Source organism: Pseudomonas sp. NPDC077408, assembly GCF_050269105.1.
Taxonomy (GTDB): domain Bacteria; phylum Pseudomonadota; class Gammaproteobacteria; order Pseudomonadales; family Pseudomonadaceae; genus Stutzerimonas.
The window spans coordinates 1-14441 of sequence record NZ_JBNNHS010000011.1; the positions used below are offsets into that span (position 1 = coordinate 1).

The following is a 14441-nucleotide window of genomic DNA, read 5'->3' on the forward strand; positions in this document are numbered from 1 at the left end:
CACCGCTGACGGGATAGGTACGCCTGCTACGAGCAGAAACCCTCAAATTAACCCTTAAACCGGAGCAAGGACGCTCAGTGAAACGCCGGAAGGCAACTTGAAGTGGCTTGCAGCCATTTCGACAGCAGGTACATCCGACCGCCTTGCTGCCGCTAAACCTACTTTTTCAACAGAATCGGCCGATTGCTGCCTTCCACAGCATGGTCACCGGTCAGCAATCAACAAACCAGTTGTAAAAATGGTATCCCGCGCTAACTGACACAGCACATGTGCCCAGCGTCAATAGAGGCCACTGTCCCTCGACACCAAGCCACCACTGCACTTTAAATAGAAGAGCTCCCACCAACGCGCAGGCCAGAACACCAAGACCCAGGCCAACCAAAGCGAACAGCCGAGCCCCTAGCCCTGGATTTCCGCCGTGCCAGTTCTCACTCAGGCAAAAGGGGCAATGATTGGACGAAGGCGAATAACCCCAGAAACCACGGCTATATGACGCCCTCGGAACCATCGCTTTGCCACAGTTGTGACAGGTAACCATCGAGTGTCTCATACCGCACCTCAGCTCAAATCGTCCTAGATGAGCCCATGGTGCGCTACCGCGGAAAAACCCCAACTACCGGACCTGACATCTAGCCAACACCTGCTGCTAAGCTGGGCATCGAACCCTCCCGCCCAGGTAACCGGGGTTATGCTGTAGGCGACTGATTCTACTGAATCCTCCTCGGTGGTCGACCGGCATCGCCCTGTCGCGAAACGAGAGTTCAGGACGCCAGTTCAACTCCTTCTAAAGGCCGCTCATCGGAAATACGTGCACGGGGCACTTATGGGGGCATCTAACAATAGATCTTTCAAAAAAGTATTTAAGAACAATAGGTTATGCATATATTTTGGATCCCCCCGGCTCCACCATTTCAACACTGAAACCCGTCTAGAACGCGGGTTTCAGACCAGATTTGATGGCATTGGATTACTCACAGTCCGTCTGTGAATCCAAAAGGTATGCCATCATGTCCCAGCGCCAAAGCAAAACAGGTGTTCCGCACCTCGTCTATCAAGCCAAAACCGGCTTCCAGTACTACCTGACTTTCCCAAAGCATTTCGCAGCCAACCCCAAGCTGCCCGCGCAAATCCGGTGGGCGCTAAGTCACGACGAAGCCCTAGCCCGCGATCTCGCTAAGTACCTGAATGCTTCTTTCGAGCAGTTCCTTGCCAAGGCAACCGAGCACTACGTCGAGCTCTTTTCTGACCGCCTGCTGGTTGACCTCCAAAGGTTTCACCTTGCGGTAGCGGAAGCACTTAAATTCGCCGACCGAGTTTGGAAAGTCCGCCCGTCGCCAATGAAGCTCGCGAACCAAGACCTTTCGGTCGCCGACGCTCGCATGATGAAAGAGAGTGCCGAGCGTGTAGTGCTCTATAGCCACGAGCCAGGGGGCGAAATTTTCTTCGCACTGACACCAACGCCCGCACTGGTAAAAGCGCTTGGCGTTGGGTTCGTACGCTTCGACTGGCCGCTCGGAACCTGCAATCACAACGTCGCCAGCGACGCTGCCCGGTACATTTACGCCGCCCTTGATGTGCTTGAGACTGTCCCACCCTCTCCAGGTCGCTACTCGAAAGAATCTCCTGCGTTTGCAGCGATGACGCTTTATGAATACCTGTGCCATGCCCGCCCAGACCAGGGTCGGAATCTCATGCACATCCCCCCAGCACTACCGCAATCTCGGCAAGCTTTGCATTTTCATCTTCAGCAAGCCAACGCGATGCATCTGAAGCTCCGCATCATTGATCGAGCGCTCTTGGTGCAGGAGGGATCGGGGCTTTATGTGATGCTTATCGAACTCGATCCGCTGTGCATGAAAGCGCATCTGAGAGAAAAGAAAAGCTTTCGGGTTGAGCTGCTCACTAGCTCCATCATCATTGCGGTCCTCATGCTGACGTATACGCTGCAGAAGGTTGATAAGGTGCTGTTGCGTTACTTTCAGGAAGACGATCACCAAGATCCTTACGCCCAAGCCATGCAGGAAATCGGTGACCTGGTTCGGCGGATGTTGGGTTCTGCTGCAACCGCCGAGCCTATGCAGACGATTCCGGAGCTGAACTCGCCGACAGATGCTGTGGCACCGCCACAGGATCCAGGCACGCTCGCGTTGCTGAATGCGCTCGGGAGCGTTCTGCCCGACGCGCAGAAAGCCAAGCTTGAAACCCTCTTTACGCAACCCTCCGTCAACGATCGTATTGTCTCGCCGGCGCGTGGTTCAAACGCAGGGTTGAGCCTCGCAGCTTTGGTAAAGGAATACGAAGAACGGCAAATTCGTGAAGGCGCCTGGGCTAACCCGCGGACTCGCATTACCGCAAAGGCCCGCCTGGAAGGCCTGTGCGAGCTGCTTGGCGGGCACCGGCAAGTCGAGACGCTGACTCGCGCTGAATTCAACACGCTACGCGATCATCTGCGTAGCTATCCGAAGAACCGGCATCGCCTCCGTGCCACGCGTAACCAGCCGCTAAGTAAGATCATTAGCGACGGTAAGTTCGAGCCAATCAACCCTCGCACTGCGAAAAAGTTTTTTGAGCTGGCAAGGGCCCTTGTCACCTACGCTCATGATCAGGGTTACATCACCGAAAATATCGCGGCCGGATTGGCATTCAGCACCAAAGGAGCCGAGGCGCCGAGGAAGCGCACGTATAGCCCAAGCCAGATCGAGAAACTTCTTCACGGTCCGGCCTACACACTGACCACGCCGCCGCGCTGGCGCTTGGATGACTACAAGTTTTGGCTGCCGCTGCTTGGCCTTTTTACAGGCGCAAGGCTAAGTGAGCTGTGCCAGCTACGGCTCGAAGACATTCGGCAAGAACTCGGCGTCTGGCTCATCAGCATCAATCGAAGCGGGTCGAAACAGCTGAAGACGTCCGATTCGGAAAGGTTGGTGCCGATTCACCGGCAGCTTATCGAGTCGGGCTTCCTGGAGTTTCATCAAGCACGCCTGGAAGCTGTCGAGCGAGACGGCAAGGCTCCGCTTTTCGACAATATTCGGGTATACGGCGACCTTTCTCCCGGGCATGTTGCGAGCCGTTGGTTTCTCGGCTCAAGCCAGATTAGCCGGGGTTACCTTGGGCTTTGCGGCCTGGGAGATGACGGCCTGACGTACCACGGTCTGCGCCACACCTTTATCAATCAATTTCGCAGACAGAACCTTGACCTGGCGAAAGCCAAAGCGCTTGTAGGCCACTCGGATAAAAGTACCACCGGTGGGTACGGCGACTGCTATCCGTCTGACGTGCTCAAAGACGAGCTCGACAAGCTCGATTTCGGGCTAGGGCTGGGACACATCCATTACCGGCACTATCAAGAGTTACGAGAACGCCAGGGCGTTTTCAATGTCGGTCGCCCGGTTGGCACCCCCTTCCCCAGCGTGCGGGTTGCTAAGCGACACTGGAAAACGTACGCATAATATTCAGCTAATAAAAGGTAGGGGCTCGCTCTTACCTTTTGCTCATCTTGCGATTATTGACAAGTTGTCAATAAAAACTATCGCATGGTAAATCCTAATAGATTATCTTGACTGTTTATCCATCCAGTAATAATCTCAAGCCTCACCCACTGTGAGGTATATATGAATGTAACTGCCCCCCTCTCCATTCCTTTTTACAAAGGCCTGAGTCTTATCGTCGAACCCGGCCATGAAGAACACTTGCGAATCGCGTTGGCAAACATTTCAGCGATTACGGATGCGATAAACCGCTTTCAGTCTTCTCCTTTGCTTACCGAGTTCATGGACATAACGCTGTCCCGCTTTCTGCGAGAAAACAATTACGCAGGGAAATCCGAGCACATGCTTCGAGCGCGGATGGAGAAACTAAAAATCGCTCTGACGCAAGATAATCCTACCCGCCGAGTTGCTGAGCTTGATCGGGCCGACGTACAGCGTCTGAAGGATCAGCTACCGTCGTTACTCAAGCAGAACGCTGCGTCGGGTAGCAAAGGCGCAAACCTCACGACCTACTATCAGTTGTTCAATCGAATGCTGGACGAAGCACTTGAGAGCAAGCTGATTACCGAGGCGATCAAAGTCGCGACCTGCAATACAAAACACGCCGAAATCACCAAGCCATTTCTGGATAGCAATCTGAATCAGATGTTCTCAGGCTGGCCCTACAGAAAGTATCTCGCAGGCGACCTGCCGAAAATCAACCAGGACGCCAAGCCCTATCGGTTTTGGTTGCTCCCGCTTGGGCTCTATACCGGCGCGCGGCTTAACGAGCTCTGCCAGCTACGTGTGCATGATGTGATCCAGGATGTCCACGGCGTAGACCTTATCGATATCAACGATAATGGCTACAACAAGTCGTTGAAGACGGGGCCGTCGGCTCGGCAGATTCCAATCTGCTCGAAGCTAGTGGAGATGGGCTTTCTAAATTTCGTAGAAGAACGGCGCCAGGCCGATGGCAATGACGCTCTGCTTTTCAACGAGCTGAGCTTCGATCCAAAGCACCTATACTCCCGCGACCCAAGTCGGTTTTTCTGCGGGCCGTGCACGGGTACAGGATACATCGGTCAGCACTGTCCGCCGGCGGTTAATGGCGGGCTCAATTTTAAAAGTCTCCGTCGCTCGTTTGCCGTTCGGCTGGAACGGTCAGGCATATCTCCATCCACGATCGCCTATCTGCTCGGCCATGAGGGTGGTGCACCAGAAGTCACAGCAGACCATTACCTGGAGCAGCCACTGAGTCTGAGATTACTGGAGCAGATGGAACGGGGACTGACATACAACGCACAGACCGAGCAGATCCGCTGGGAGCATTTTAAAAAGCTGCTCGCAAACCAAGCCGGACGCGGAAAGCGAGGAAGGAGAACTAAGCAAAAGCCTTGCTAGCGCGTAGCGTTCAAAACAATCATCGCCTGGAGATGATTATGAGACAGGATGAATAAAAGGCCGCAGCCAATCTGCGGCCTTTTTCGTTCTGAACACAACAGGAAAGAAACCGAATTTTCACGCAACTCCGGGCATCGCTTGCGGCGACGGTTGGCACGCCCTATCGCTGAGCACAGTCCACCATCGAAGAACTTGCATCCGCTGCGACGAGAATTCCGTGACAGTCGGCTGCTGCCACACAAATTTCAGTTGAAGCGTGGGCGCTTTGGCATCAGACCGGACACCGCTTCATAACGCCACTGTGACAGACACACGGCACGGTCACCCGGCGCATCGACACTCACTAACTGCCGCAAGCCCTACGAGTGACACGGCGAGACTGCAGCACTCGAGTCATGTGACATGGCGGTCGTAAGACAAGTGTGCCGCAGTGATCGGGCTTATGATTGAGGCCGGGGCGGCAGCGCCCGCGAATGGCGCAGCTCACGTCTGTGCACAATCGCCATTTCGGCCAGGCAACGCCTGGCGGCTATGATTTGACAACAAAATTGCGGGGGCATACTTGAAGCAGCGAAGCGTTCCTTCAAGTATGCCCCCGCGCCCCATACTTGAAACCTTCAAGTATGGGGCAGTTGAGCATTTTGGGCGTTTGCAGGTAAGCGAAACGAATGTGGAGCGAGACCGAGCAATAAGACCAAAATGATCAACTGCCTTCGCGAAGCGGCTGCCATTGTTGTCAAAAAAGGCAGCTTTCTTCATTTGCCGCAGGTAAATGGCTAGCTCCAATTTCGATGCTATGCATGGCTACCTCTGCTAAAGCAGAAGAAGCCTGCTCACGTCCGCTTCCTCTACGGGATGCGCGACGTTTCTATGCAACGGCCGCCGCTTGGTCACCTCCCATTTTGCTAACCCACCACTTCATATGTCAGGAAGTACGCACCTCTCTGGCTGACAAACACTCCGCAGCGCCATCCCTGTACCAGCCTTCTCGATGACTGAATTACTCACGAAATCGGTCGGTCCTTAGTTTTCTCCCTCCGTGCCCAAGCGGTAGACTGAGACACACAAAGCAGTTTCGTTCTCCGAAGGTTACCCATGTCCAAACTCGCCGAATTCAAAGCTCTAGAAGCCCAGCTCGCAGCCCAGCTCAAGCAGCTTGATGCTCTTAAGAATGACGACAAACTCAAGCGCGAAATCGAGTTCGAGGAAAAACTCCGCAATTTGATGGGGCAATATGACGTAGGCCTGCGCGAAATTATTTCAATATTGGATCCGCAGCCCAGCCGCACCAGCATCAGCGCCACCCCGACGTCTCAAGCGCCTCGTCGGCAGCGCCAAGTTAAGGTTTACAAAAACCCAGAAACTGGAGAGGTGGTAGAGACGAAGGGTGGCAATCATAAGATTTTGAAAGCTTGGAAAGAAAAGCACGGCGCCGAAAAGGTAGAGGGTTGGCTTCAGTAAGCTATCCGACCAACACAAGAGCCAGGCACTGCCTGGCTTTTTCTTTACGCTTTCAGCGGTCAACGGATGCAAGCGATCGCACTACAACCAGTACCTGGAATTCATCGGTCCTCGCATGCACTCGCCTAGTTGCACCGCACCACCCACAACTGATCCAGCCTGGTCGTGAAACTTTGGCTCATCATCTCCCGTCGCATGCCCCAGTCCGGCGCGGTGGTTACGCGGCCGGGCCGGAGGGTATTGCGGCCCCACTTGGCGTTGATTGCATCGAGCACGCCCATAACGCGCTCCGACGCGGCGGGCTGGGTTTGGGCGAATAGATCGTCGGTGTACTCGCCGCGCTGGCAGAGGTCCATCAGCAGGACCTCTGCCTTGCTGAACGAAAAGCCATCGCGATAGATGTGTTCCAACCCAGCGATCGCCGCCCGGATGATGTAGCGGGTGTCGTTGGTGGGATACGGCAGCTCACACACGACGCCTTTCGCGAACTTGGGCTCGTCGGGATTAAACATGCCGGTACGGATGCTGATTCGGACGCGCTTGCACATGGACTGCTGTGCCCTCAGCTTCTCGCTGGCCCGAGCGGCATATGCCGCCACTGCGTCCTTGATTGGCTCAAGCTCGCGCAGGCGCTTGCCGAACATCCGCGAGCAGCAGATCTCCTGTTTGGGTGACGCGACCTCCTCCAGATCGAGGCACGGCGTCCCGCGCAGTTCGCGTGCGGTTTTCTCGATGACCACGCTGAATTTTTTGCGCAGGGTCCAGGCATCCGCGCTAGCTAGATCCCAAGCAGTACGTATGCCCAACCTGTTCAGGTGCTCGGTCATCCGGCGACCGACACCCCATACATCGCCGACGTCAGTCACGCGCAGCACCTTGTCGCGCCGCACCGGGTCGAGAAGGTCCACTACCCCACCCGTCTGCTTCTGCCAGCGCTTCGCTGAATGGTTCGCCAACTTGGCGAGCGTCTTGGTCCCCCCAATGCCCACCCCGACCGGGATACCTGTGCTGCGCAGTACCTCAGCGCGGATCCGCCTGCCGAGCACTTCGACGTCTGGCACACCGGTAAGGTCGGCAAACGACTCGTCGATTGAGTACACCTCAACCGCAGGCACCAGGCTCTCGATGACCGTCATGACGCGCTCGCTCATGTCGCCGTACAGCGCGTAATTGCTGGAAAACACCACAACGCCCCAACGCTCCAGGTCGCGCCGGATCTGAAAATACGGCACGCCCATTTTGATACCGAGCTGCTTTGCCTCGGCCGAGCGCGCGATCACGCAGCCGTCATTGTTCGAAAGCACGACGATAGGCGTACGGCGCAAGTCTGGTCGAAAGACACGCTCGCAGCTGGCGTAGAACGAGTTGCAATCAATGAGGGCGATGGCCCGCTCAGTACTTGCCATGGATTCGGATGCTGTATGACACCACGCCCCATACGTAGAGTTCTTCGCTTTCGAGGAGGTACCGCGGCGGGAACTTCGGATTAGCCGAGCGCAGAATGACCTGGCTGCCGGCTCGGTCGAAAATCTTGACCAGAGGCTCGTTATTCAGCGCTGCGATGATCACCTCCCCTTTTTCTGCCTCCCGTCCCCGGTCGATGATCAGAATGTCTCGGTCGAAAATGCCGACCTGGATCATGCTCTCCCCGTCTGCGCGCGCCAGGTAGGTATGCGGAGCTCGGATGTTCATCAGCTCGTCGAGCGAGATGCTCCCCTCCATGTGGTCCTGCGCTGGGCTCGGGAATCCGGCGGGCACGCAGAAACTGAAAAACGGCAGTGCAATTGTGGCGGGAGCAGCAGGTCCCAACATATGGACGGGCATGGCACAGACCTCATAACTGTATGCATATACAGTATTCTGAAGCTAGAGTCCGGTCAATTGAACCAGATGTGCGGGGGCACCCATGTGTGGACGTTTCGCTCAGTACCGAATCGCCTATGAGTACCTGGACAAGATCGCGATGCAGCTGCCCTTGCCATTGCGTGGCAGCGTGAATCCTGAGCCAATCGGACGCTACAACGTGTGTCCGCAATCACTGGTTCAGCTCCTGCACCAGGACGATGATGGCCTGCGCATGGAGCCGGTCAAGTGGGGTTACGCCCCATTGTGGGCACAGGGGAAGCGACCACCAGCGATAAATGCCAGGGTGGAAACGGCCGCGACTAGCAAGTTCTTTCGCGATATCTGGCAAACCGGCCGCGCAATAGTGCCCGCTGATGGTTGGTACGAGTGGAAGAAGGACGCGGCCAACCCGAAGATCAAGCAGCCCTACTACATCACGCTCCGTAGCGGCGAGCCGATGTTTTTCGCTGCGCTCGGGCGGTTTCAGCGAGGCGCCTCGCTGGAACCCCGAGACGGCGACGGCTTTGTTGTCATTACGTCATCTAGCGCTGCCGGCATGCTCGATATTCACGATCGGCGTCCTCTGGTTCTATCGCCAGAGTACGCTGCGCTCTGGATGCAGCAGGAGCTTTTGCCGCTCAAGGCTGAGGAGCTAGCACTGGCGCATGGTTTATGCGTCGAGGAATTCGAGTGGCATCCGGTGGGTAAGGACGTCGGGAACGTGCGGAATGATGGGCCGGAACTTATCAATAGGATCGCCCAGCCGCTGGTATAAAGGCATTTCGCTTCAATGACCGTTGGTGACAACCTAAATCAAGTGCGAGCTTTGCTTTCAGGCCCGCCACTGTATGGGCTCGCGCGACGGTGAGTCGTCAGTTTAGAAAAGTGAGCCAGGGAAATTCGCTAAAGCTCAAACGACGAGCTTGAACACACCTCTTAGGGGCAGATAGCACCGCTTCCGCTTACGGCCAGAAGCGGAAGCTGGCGACAGTGCATCGGGTGCCATGTTGTAGCCATCTGTCGATGGCAGCTTGCTGCAGACTGGTTTGTAGCACCTGTTGACAGCCTGCTGCCCCAGATTGATTAATAGCGGCAGATGAAAGCGCTTTACCGACTTGCCTTAACGTTAGAGAAGAGATTGAAGGCAAACTCGGGCTTTCTTGCGGCCTCTCCGCATGCTCTAACCACTCCAATTTGAATGGATGGTTTTCGCATGCCTGTTCGTCAGACATATCTATGCCTGTTAATCCTCGGAACCGCGTTCTGGGGGATTTCGTTTGCCTTCACCAAAGTGGGTGTTGCGGACGGGTCACCCTTCGTATTCCTGGGGTACAAGTTCGCACTCGCTACGCTAGTGCTTTGCGTGATCTTTTTCAGACGGCTGAAACTGATCAACAAAGAAACGCTCCTGGCCGGCGTGGCCATAGGTCTACCCTTGTGTTTGGGTAACATTTTCCAGACTGTCGGGCTTCAGCACACCAGCATCACCAACACCGCCTTCATCACTGGCCTGGATGTATTGCTCATCCCGGTCTTCAAGTGGGCTCTCTTTCGGAAGCGCGTCGAGCCTCGAATCTGGCTCTGCTGCGCCGTCGCGCTGACAGGGCTCTATCTGATCGTTACGAGGGCCGGGCTTACTCTGAATCCAGGTGACATCTGGATCATGTGCTGTGCAGTCTTTTTTGCCGCATATGTGCTCACGGTTGGCTTCTTCTCGCATAAGTACGACTCGATGCTTACGGTCATCATTGCGCTGGCTACCTGCGCTACTGGATACCTTTTTGCTGCACTTTTCGACGCTAGGGCCGAATGGGCCCCAATGGATTCCTCCTTCTGGGAAGGAGTTCTGTTCTGCGCGTTGCTCGCCACAGCCTTCATGTACGCGGTTCAGAGTGCTGCGCAGAAGTATCTCGAAGAAGAAAAAGTAGCCCTGACCTACCTGTTCGAGCCCATCTTCGCAGCATTCGCGGGAGCGATGCTCCTTGGCGAAACCTTGGATGGAAGAACCCTGGCCGGTGCAGCTCTCATCTTTTCAGCTCTGCTGATCGCCGAGATTGATGTACCCAAGTTCTTATCCCGCCTGCTGCGCGCCCTGTTTGCCCCGTGGGCTAGGCGCCAATGAGTATTTGGATGGAATTCTGTGGAGGCTTTGGTCGGTAGCTGCCGGAGGCAGCATTTGGCCGATTGCCGCCGGTGACGACTGGCAGCTACCGGGCCAGAGCGGCGTTTCGGTTCACGTGCTTCAGCACGGCGCCGGCTCTTCGAGCAGGCTCGCTGAGCACTCTTAAACCCCGCAGCGCTGCTTCACCAATGAATGCCCTCTCTCTGCCGCTCACGAATCAACGCACACACGAATTCCGCGTATGCGTTCTATGGGTACATTGATTGAATGGTATCGGATGGATCTCATCCAATCCAGAGCTCTGGGGTGCTTTGCTGTACGTACTGGCTGGCCAGTTTGAGCACGCTGGGGTTCTTGGGGACATCGTTGTAAGGTCTGACCAGGCGTCGGTCGCCCATGAGCTTGGCGGCAATCCAGACAGAGCTGTGGCAGCACCGCGTAACACTCTTCAGCGTCAGCTCCTCGATGGGCTGCGCTACCTGGTGAAGAACGAGCTCAAGTTGAATCAGCCAGACGCTTCCGATGGCTGGATCACGGCCGATGCGATCTGGCTGGTCAGCAAGACCGTTTCGGATCGGCTGCGTGCTCACCTCCTCAGCCAAGGGATTGAGGGTGTTCCGGACCGCAACTCCACTCTCTTCAATGTCTTTCAGGATAACGGCCTGATTGTTGCGAATCCTGCTGGCAAAGCTATTTGGGATGCCGAAATCCTGAGCCCTACGGGATGGAAGAACGCATTCACGTTCTTGAGAGTTTCACCTTCACTCATATGGGCAGCTGGCGAAGACCGCCCGGAGCCTTTTGGCGGCTCGGTGCAAGTCCTCAACGAAGAAGCAGCCCCTGCCGCAGCTTCCGAAGCGCAGGAGGAAAAGCCCAGCCTTACTGTCGGGGGCGGCGATGCCGTTGCGGCAGAGCCTCAAGGGGACGAACCCGCAAGTGACCATGGACCGCAACCCGATGAGGTAGATGATACGGACTACCTTCTGGATCTGATGGATATGCGTGACGCGCCGACCAATTCGGTACCCGTCCCGGCGATGCCGGCGGCGTCCGAGGTCGAAGCTCAGTCAGACACTGCCGCGACCGCTACCATCGCTGGCCCGATCGGCGACACGCTAGGTCACCTTTTCATGCACTGGCTAAAAGTGGGTGTAGGAACCCACAAGATCATTATCAATGATGCAAAAGCCAAGGTTCACACCGTCAACGGCACGGCTTTTCTGGTGACTCCTGAAATATTCAGAAGGTATGCCCAAGAGCATCCGACCCTCTTCTCAGCGAGGGCTGGCGAAGGACAGCCATGGCTGCAGGTCCAAAAGTCGTTCGAAAAGCTGAAGCTTCACGTTAAGAAGAGCAACGGACATAACATCTGGACGTGCGAAGTCTTTGGACCTCGTAAAACGAAAACACTGAAGGGTTATATGCTCAAAAAACCCGGCGACGTATTCACAACTGAGATGCTGGATAATCCCAATCTCAAACTTTGTGAGAGTCAGGATGATCACTAGCTATCATTGGATAGTTGCGCTGAGGTCTGGACTACCCTAATTATGGCGGATTGACTTTGTTGATGACCGCTTGTGACTGGGCAGCTAGGCCAGCCAAGTAAGCGCCTAGGTCCTGGAAATTGTTTTCCTTGAGAATCCTCGCAACCATGGCAGAGCGCTTCTCCTTTAGCGGTAAAAAAATTGCGCAACGCTGGTGGTTGTGCGGGCGGGGCAATGTCTTCCAATAATACGTTGCCTTGAAGCGAGCCATAGCTTCGTTGAACCCCAACCAAGCATCAGGCTCATGCGACAACACGAACATGCCGTATTCACGCCTGAGTTCTGTTATAGCCTGCTCACATAACCCGTAGATCTTATAGGTTCCGGTCAGCTCAACCGGCTGTTCAAGCCGCGCCGCGATGTACTTGGCAGCTGCGAAGTGATGCGAACCGCCGGAGTTCATCAGAAAGACGCGTCCGTCCCAAGCCCAAGTGGCGAAATAATCGTGATCGACGTGGCTGATGATCCGAATTTCATCCCAGGCCAGATTCTTCGCCAGCTTCGCCGGAGATATCTCGTCGATCATCTCGGGTGAGTTCCTTACCACCATGTCATCCATGGTGGCGAACTCCTTGAGTTCGGATTTCGACGCGGAGAAGCCATCTACCTGTTGGATATCGCACCGCCACCGTTGGATCTGCATCTCGCTGCCAACGCGCAATAGTGGGGCGCATTCGATGCTAGTCGAGCCATACCGACCATAGGTGCGGCAGTGGGTCCATCCATTCAGCTTGTCGCGATATATCCCGCGCTCATAAATAAGAGATCCGAAGTCGTGCCACCTAACAACCGCTCCTGCGCCAATACCTTTTGCTGTTTCCTGGATGGGCGAATTAAGTTTGACTGGGCTCTTAATCAGCTTCATGAGCGTTGCAGGATACCCACAGTCCTCACGCACTGAGTCCCATAGAAATGTTCCTGCTCTGCGCCAGAAAGGGAGGGGCTGATCTATCGACATGCATTCACCATCGTCGGAGGCAGGCGTTCAGTATAAGGATGTACTCAGTAAGCGGGGTGCCGCGAGAGATAGTCCTAATCAGAGATCCCACTCGCCAAGGCGTTGCGGGCCGCAACACCGAGCAGCACAGTGACGAATGAGAGGTGTGTTATGTGCAGTCGTTACGAAGCCCCTACCCCAGAGCGTCTCCAAGAAGAGTTTGGTGTCGAGTTCGACGCTCAGGAGAAGCTCGAATTGTGGCCAGGTTATGCCGGGCCGTTCCTGCGCAAGCCTCGCAATGTCGACCCGTACGATGACGCCGTGTTGCCATTTGAAGCTGAGGTGGGAGTGTTTGGGCTCCTGCCCTTCTGGGCCGACAAAAAGCTGGCACGGTCCACCTACAACGCCCGTTCTGAGACGGCCTCGGTCAAGCGGTCATTCAGGGAGGCATGGAAGAAGGCACAGCACTGCATCATCCCTGCGGTGGCGATCTATGAGCCCGACTGGCGAACAGGCAAGGCTATTCCTACTCGAATTTCCCGTGCCGATGGGCGGCTGCTAGGGATAGCGGGCCTATGGGAGGAGAGGAAAACTGCTGCAGGTGATAGGGAGCTGTCGTTCTCAATGCTGACGGTGAATGCCGATGACCATGCGCTGATGCGCAACTTCCATCGCCCGGGGCATGAGAAGCGCATGGTGGTGGTGCTCCCTCAGGCGCTGTACCAGGACTGGCTGACAGCTCCCGCTGAAATCAGCAGTGAGTTCATGACCCAGTATCCAGCCGATAGGCTGGTTGCCTATCCCCAGCTTTGAGTTGACGCCAAGTACAATAAAACCTCTTGCCCCTTGTTGAATCACAGTTCAATGTTGGCCTGCTGCCGATAGCTTGGCAGCGCCGCGGCCAGATAGAGATCACTATGACTGGAAAAATTATGTCTGACGGCGAGGCCGATAGGCCGGCACGCATGACTCCTGCCGAGTTCAAGGCTGCTTATAAGAGCAAAGGTTGGACAGGCAGGCTGCTCGCTGAGCGGTGGAGCTACTCAGTAGCTTGGATCAGCAAAGTGGGTAACGATCCCGAGCGTGATCAGATTTGGGATGATGCAGTCCGCGGGTTACCGTCCGTCAAGTAATTGAACCACAGTTCAATTATTGTGTTGCCATAAGTTGAACTGTAGTTCAATGTCGCGCATGCAAACATATCCGTTAGAGGATCTAGCATGTACGACAGCTCCCGCGATTCCAGCTCTGCTCACCTGAAACGCACCCTGTACCATTTCCATTTCTGCTGCGGCCTTGGGGGTGGGGCTCGAGGGTTCAATAGAGCGCGCCCCGTTGTCGGGAATGTAGAGGCCCAATGGGAGTGTCTTGGAGGTGTAGACGTAGACCCAGCTGGGCTCCGTGACTTCGAGCGACTAGCTGGCGTTCCCGGCACCCTGTTAGACCTCTTTACCCGCGAGCAATACACCCGTTTCCATGGCCAGCAACCGCCTGCTGGCTGGACCGAGGCGACTGCCGAGGACATACGCCGCGCCGCGCAGAATCTGCGCCCCGACGCCGTATTCATCAGTTCGCCATGCAAGGGCGCCAGTGGGCTGCTGTCCGAGGCCACCAGCAAAACGCCCAAGTATCAGGCCCTTAACGAGCGGCATGCCCTT

Annotated in this window: 10 protein-coding genes and 1 pseudogene; 8 read left to right on the plus strand and 3 right to left on the minus strand. The window is 55.7% G+C overall.

The annotated features are described in order from the left end of the window. Positions 1 to 1007 precede the first annotated feature (1007 nt). The 3 genes from ACQKEK_RS20240 (at position 1008) to ACQKEK_RS20250 (ending at position 6332) form a co-directional block, all read left to right on the plus strand. Positions 1008 to 3449 (plus strand): site-specific integrase, encoded by a 2442-nt coding sequence (locus ACQKEK_RS20240; protein ID WP_026006482.1) that lies wholly within the window; start codon positions 1008 to 1010, stop codon positions 3447 to 3449. A gap of 162 nt (positions 3450 to 3611) precedes the next feature. Next, positions 3612 to 4871 (plus strand): site-specific integrase, encoded by a 1260-nt coding sequence (locus ACQKEK_RS20245; protein ID WP_011914403.1) that lies wholly within the window; start codon positions 3612 to 3614, stop codon positions 4869 to 4871. Between the two features lie 1095 nt (positions 4872 to 5966). Further along, the gene (locus ACQKEK_RS20250) at positions 5967 to 6332 is read left to right on the plus strand and encodes a histone-like nucleoid-structuring protein, MvaT/MvaU family (RefSeq protein WP_017243953.1); all 366 of its coding nucleotides are present in this window, start codon (positions 5967 to 5969) and stop codon (positions 6330 to 6332) included. A 125-nt stretch (positions 6333 to 6457) separates the two neighbouring features. Here ACQKEK_RS20250 and umuC read toward each other — a convergent pair whose 3' ends face one another. Both umuC and ACQKEK_RS20260 read right to left on the minus strand, forming a co-directional pair. Continuing rightward, positions 6458 to 7738 (minus strand): translesion error-prone DNA polymerase V subunit UmuC, encoded by a 1281-nt coding sequence (gene umuC, locus ACQKEK_RS20255; RefSeq protein ID WP_017243954.1) that lies wholly within the window; start codon positions 7736 to 7738, stop codon positions 6458 to 6460. After that, the gene (locus tag ACQKEK_RS20260) at positions 7725 to 8156 is read right to left on the minus strand and encodes a LexA family protein (RefSeq protein WP_011914412.1); all 432 of its coding nucleotides are present in this window, start codon (positions 8154 to 8156) and stop codon (positions 7725 to 7727) included. Before ACQKEK_RS20260 ends, umuC begins: the two co-directional genes overlap by 14 nt. Before the next feature lie 82 nt (positions 8157 to 8238). Here ACQKEK_RS20260 and ACQKEK_RS20265 point away from each other — a divergent pair, with 82 nt between their 5' ends. From ACQKEK_RS20265 to ACQKEK_RS20275, 3 genes are all read left to right on the plus strand, one after another. Continuing rightward, entirely contained in the window at positions 8239 to 8952 is a 714-nt protein-coding gene (locus tag ACQKEK_RS20265) for an SOS response-associated peptidase family protein (protein WP_011914413.1), read from the plus strand. A gap of 438 nt (positions 8953 to 9390) precedes the next feature. Continuing rightward, complete coding sequence (locus tag ACQKEK_RS20270; RefSeq protein ID WP_019406364.1) at positions 9391 to 10299, plus strand: DMT family transporter; 909 nt, start codon at positions 9391 to 9393, stop codon at positions 10297 to 10299. 263 nt (positions 10300 to 10562) lie between these two features. Beyond that, on the plus strand, positions 10563 to 11807 hold the full coding sequence (locus ACQKEK_RS20275) for a helicase/relaxase domain-containing protein (protein ID WP_499143509.1): 1245 nt from the start codon (positions 10563 to 10565) through the stop codon (positions 11805 to 11807). A 40-nt stretch (positions 11808 to 11847) separates the two neighbouring features. Here ACQKEK_RS20275 and ACQKEK_RS20280 read toward each other — a convergent pair whose 3' ends face one another. Continuing rightward, positions 11848 to 12711, minus strand: coding sequence for a DUF6685 family protein (locus ACQKEK_RS20280; protein WP_020307701.1), 864 nt, complete (start codon positions 12709 to 12711; stop codon positions 11848 to 11850). 243 nt (positions 12712 to 12954) lie between these two features. On the opposite strand from ACQKEK_RS20280, the gene ACQKEK_RS20285 reads away from it, so the two are divergent. After that, positions 12955 to 13596 (plus strand): SOS response-associated peptidase, encoded by a 642-nt coding sequence (locus ACQKEK_RS20285; RefSeq protein ID WP_017246258.1) that lies wholly within the window; start codon positions 12955 to 12957, stop codon positions 13594 to 13596. A 407-nt stretch (positions 13597 to 14003) separates the two neighbouring features. Continuing rightward, positions 14004 to 14429 (plus strand): annotated as a pseudogene (locus ACQKEK_RS20290) (DNA cytosine methyltransferase); the annotation flags it as partial. Positions 14430 to 14441 lie beyond the last annotated feature (12 nt).

What these genes read in the sequence shown, in the direction of transcription:
- ACQKEK_RS20260 (WP_011914412.1), bottom strand. Translation starts at nt 8,156, where the DNA reads ATGCCCGTCCATATGTTGGGACCTGCTGCTCCCGCCACAATTGCACTG.
- ACQKEK_RS20285 (WP_017246258.1), top strand. Translation starts at nt 12,955, where the DNA reads ATGTGCAGTCGTTACGAAGCCCCTACCCCAGAGCGTCTCCAAGAAGAG.
- ACQKEK_RS20245 (WP_011914403.1), top strand. Translation starts at nt 3,612, where the DNA reads ATGAATGTAACTGCCCCCCTCTCCATTCCTTTTTACAAAGGCCTGAGT.
- ACQKEK_RS20240 (WP_026006482.1), top strand. Translation starts at nt 1,008, where the DNA reads ATGTCCCAGCGCCAAAGCAAAACAGGTGTTCCGCACCTCGTCTATCAA.
- ACQKEK_RS20265 (WP_011914413.1), top strand. Translation starts at nt 8,239, where the DNA reads ATGTGTGGACGTTTCGCTCAGTACCGAATCGCCTATGAGTACCTGGAC.
- ACQKEK_RS20280 (WP_020307701.1), bottom strand. Translation starts at nt 12,711, where the DNA reads ATGAAGCTGATTAAGAGCCCAGTCAAACTTAATTCGCCCATCCAGGAA.
- umuC (WP_017243954.1), bottom strand. Translation starts at nt 7,738, where the DNA reads ATGGCAAGTACTGAGCGGGCCATCGCCCTCATTGATTGCAACTCGTTC.
- ACQKEK_RS20270 (WP_019406364.1), top strand. Translation starts at nt 9,391, where the DNA reads ATGCCTGTTCGTCAGACATATCTATGCCTGTTAATCCTCGGAACCGCG.
- ACQKEK_RS20250 (WP_017243953.1), top strand. Translation starts at nt 5,967, where the DNA reads ATGTCCAAACTCGCCGAATTCAAAGCTCTAGAAGCCCAGCTCGCAGCC.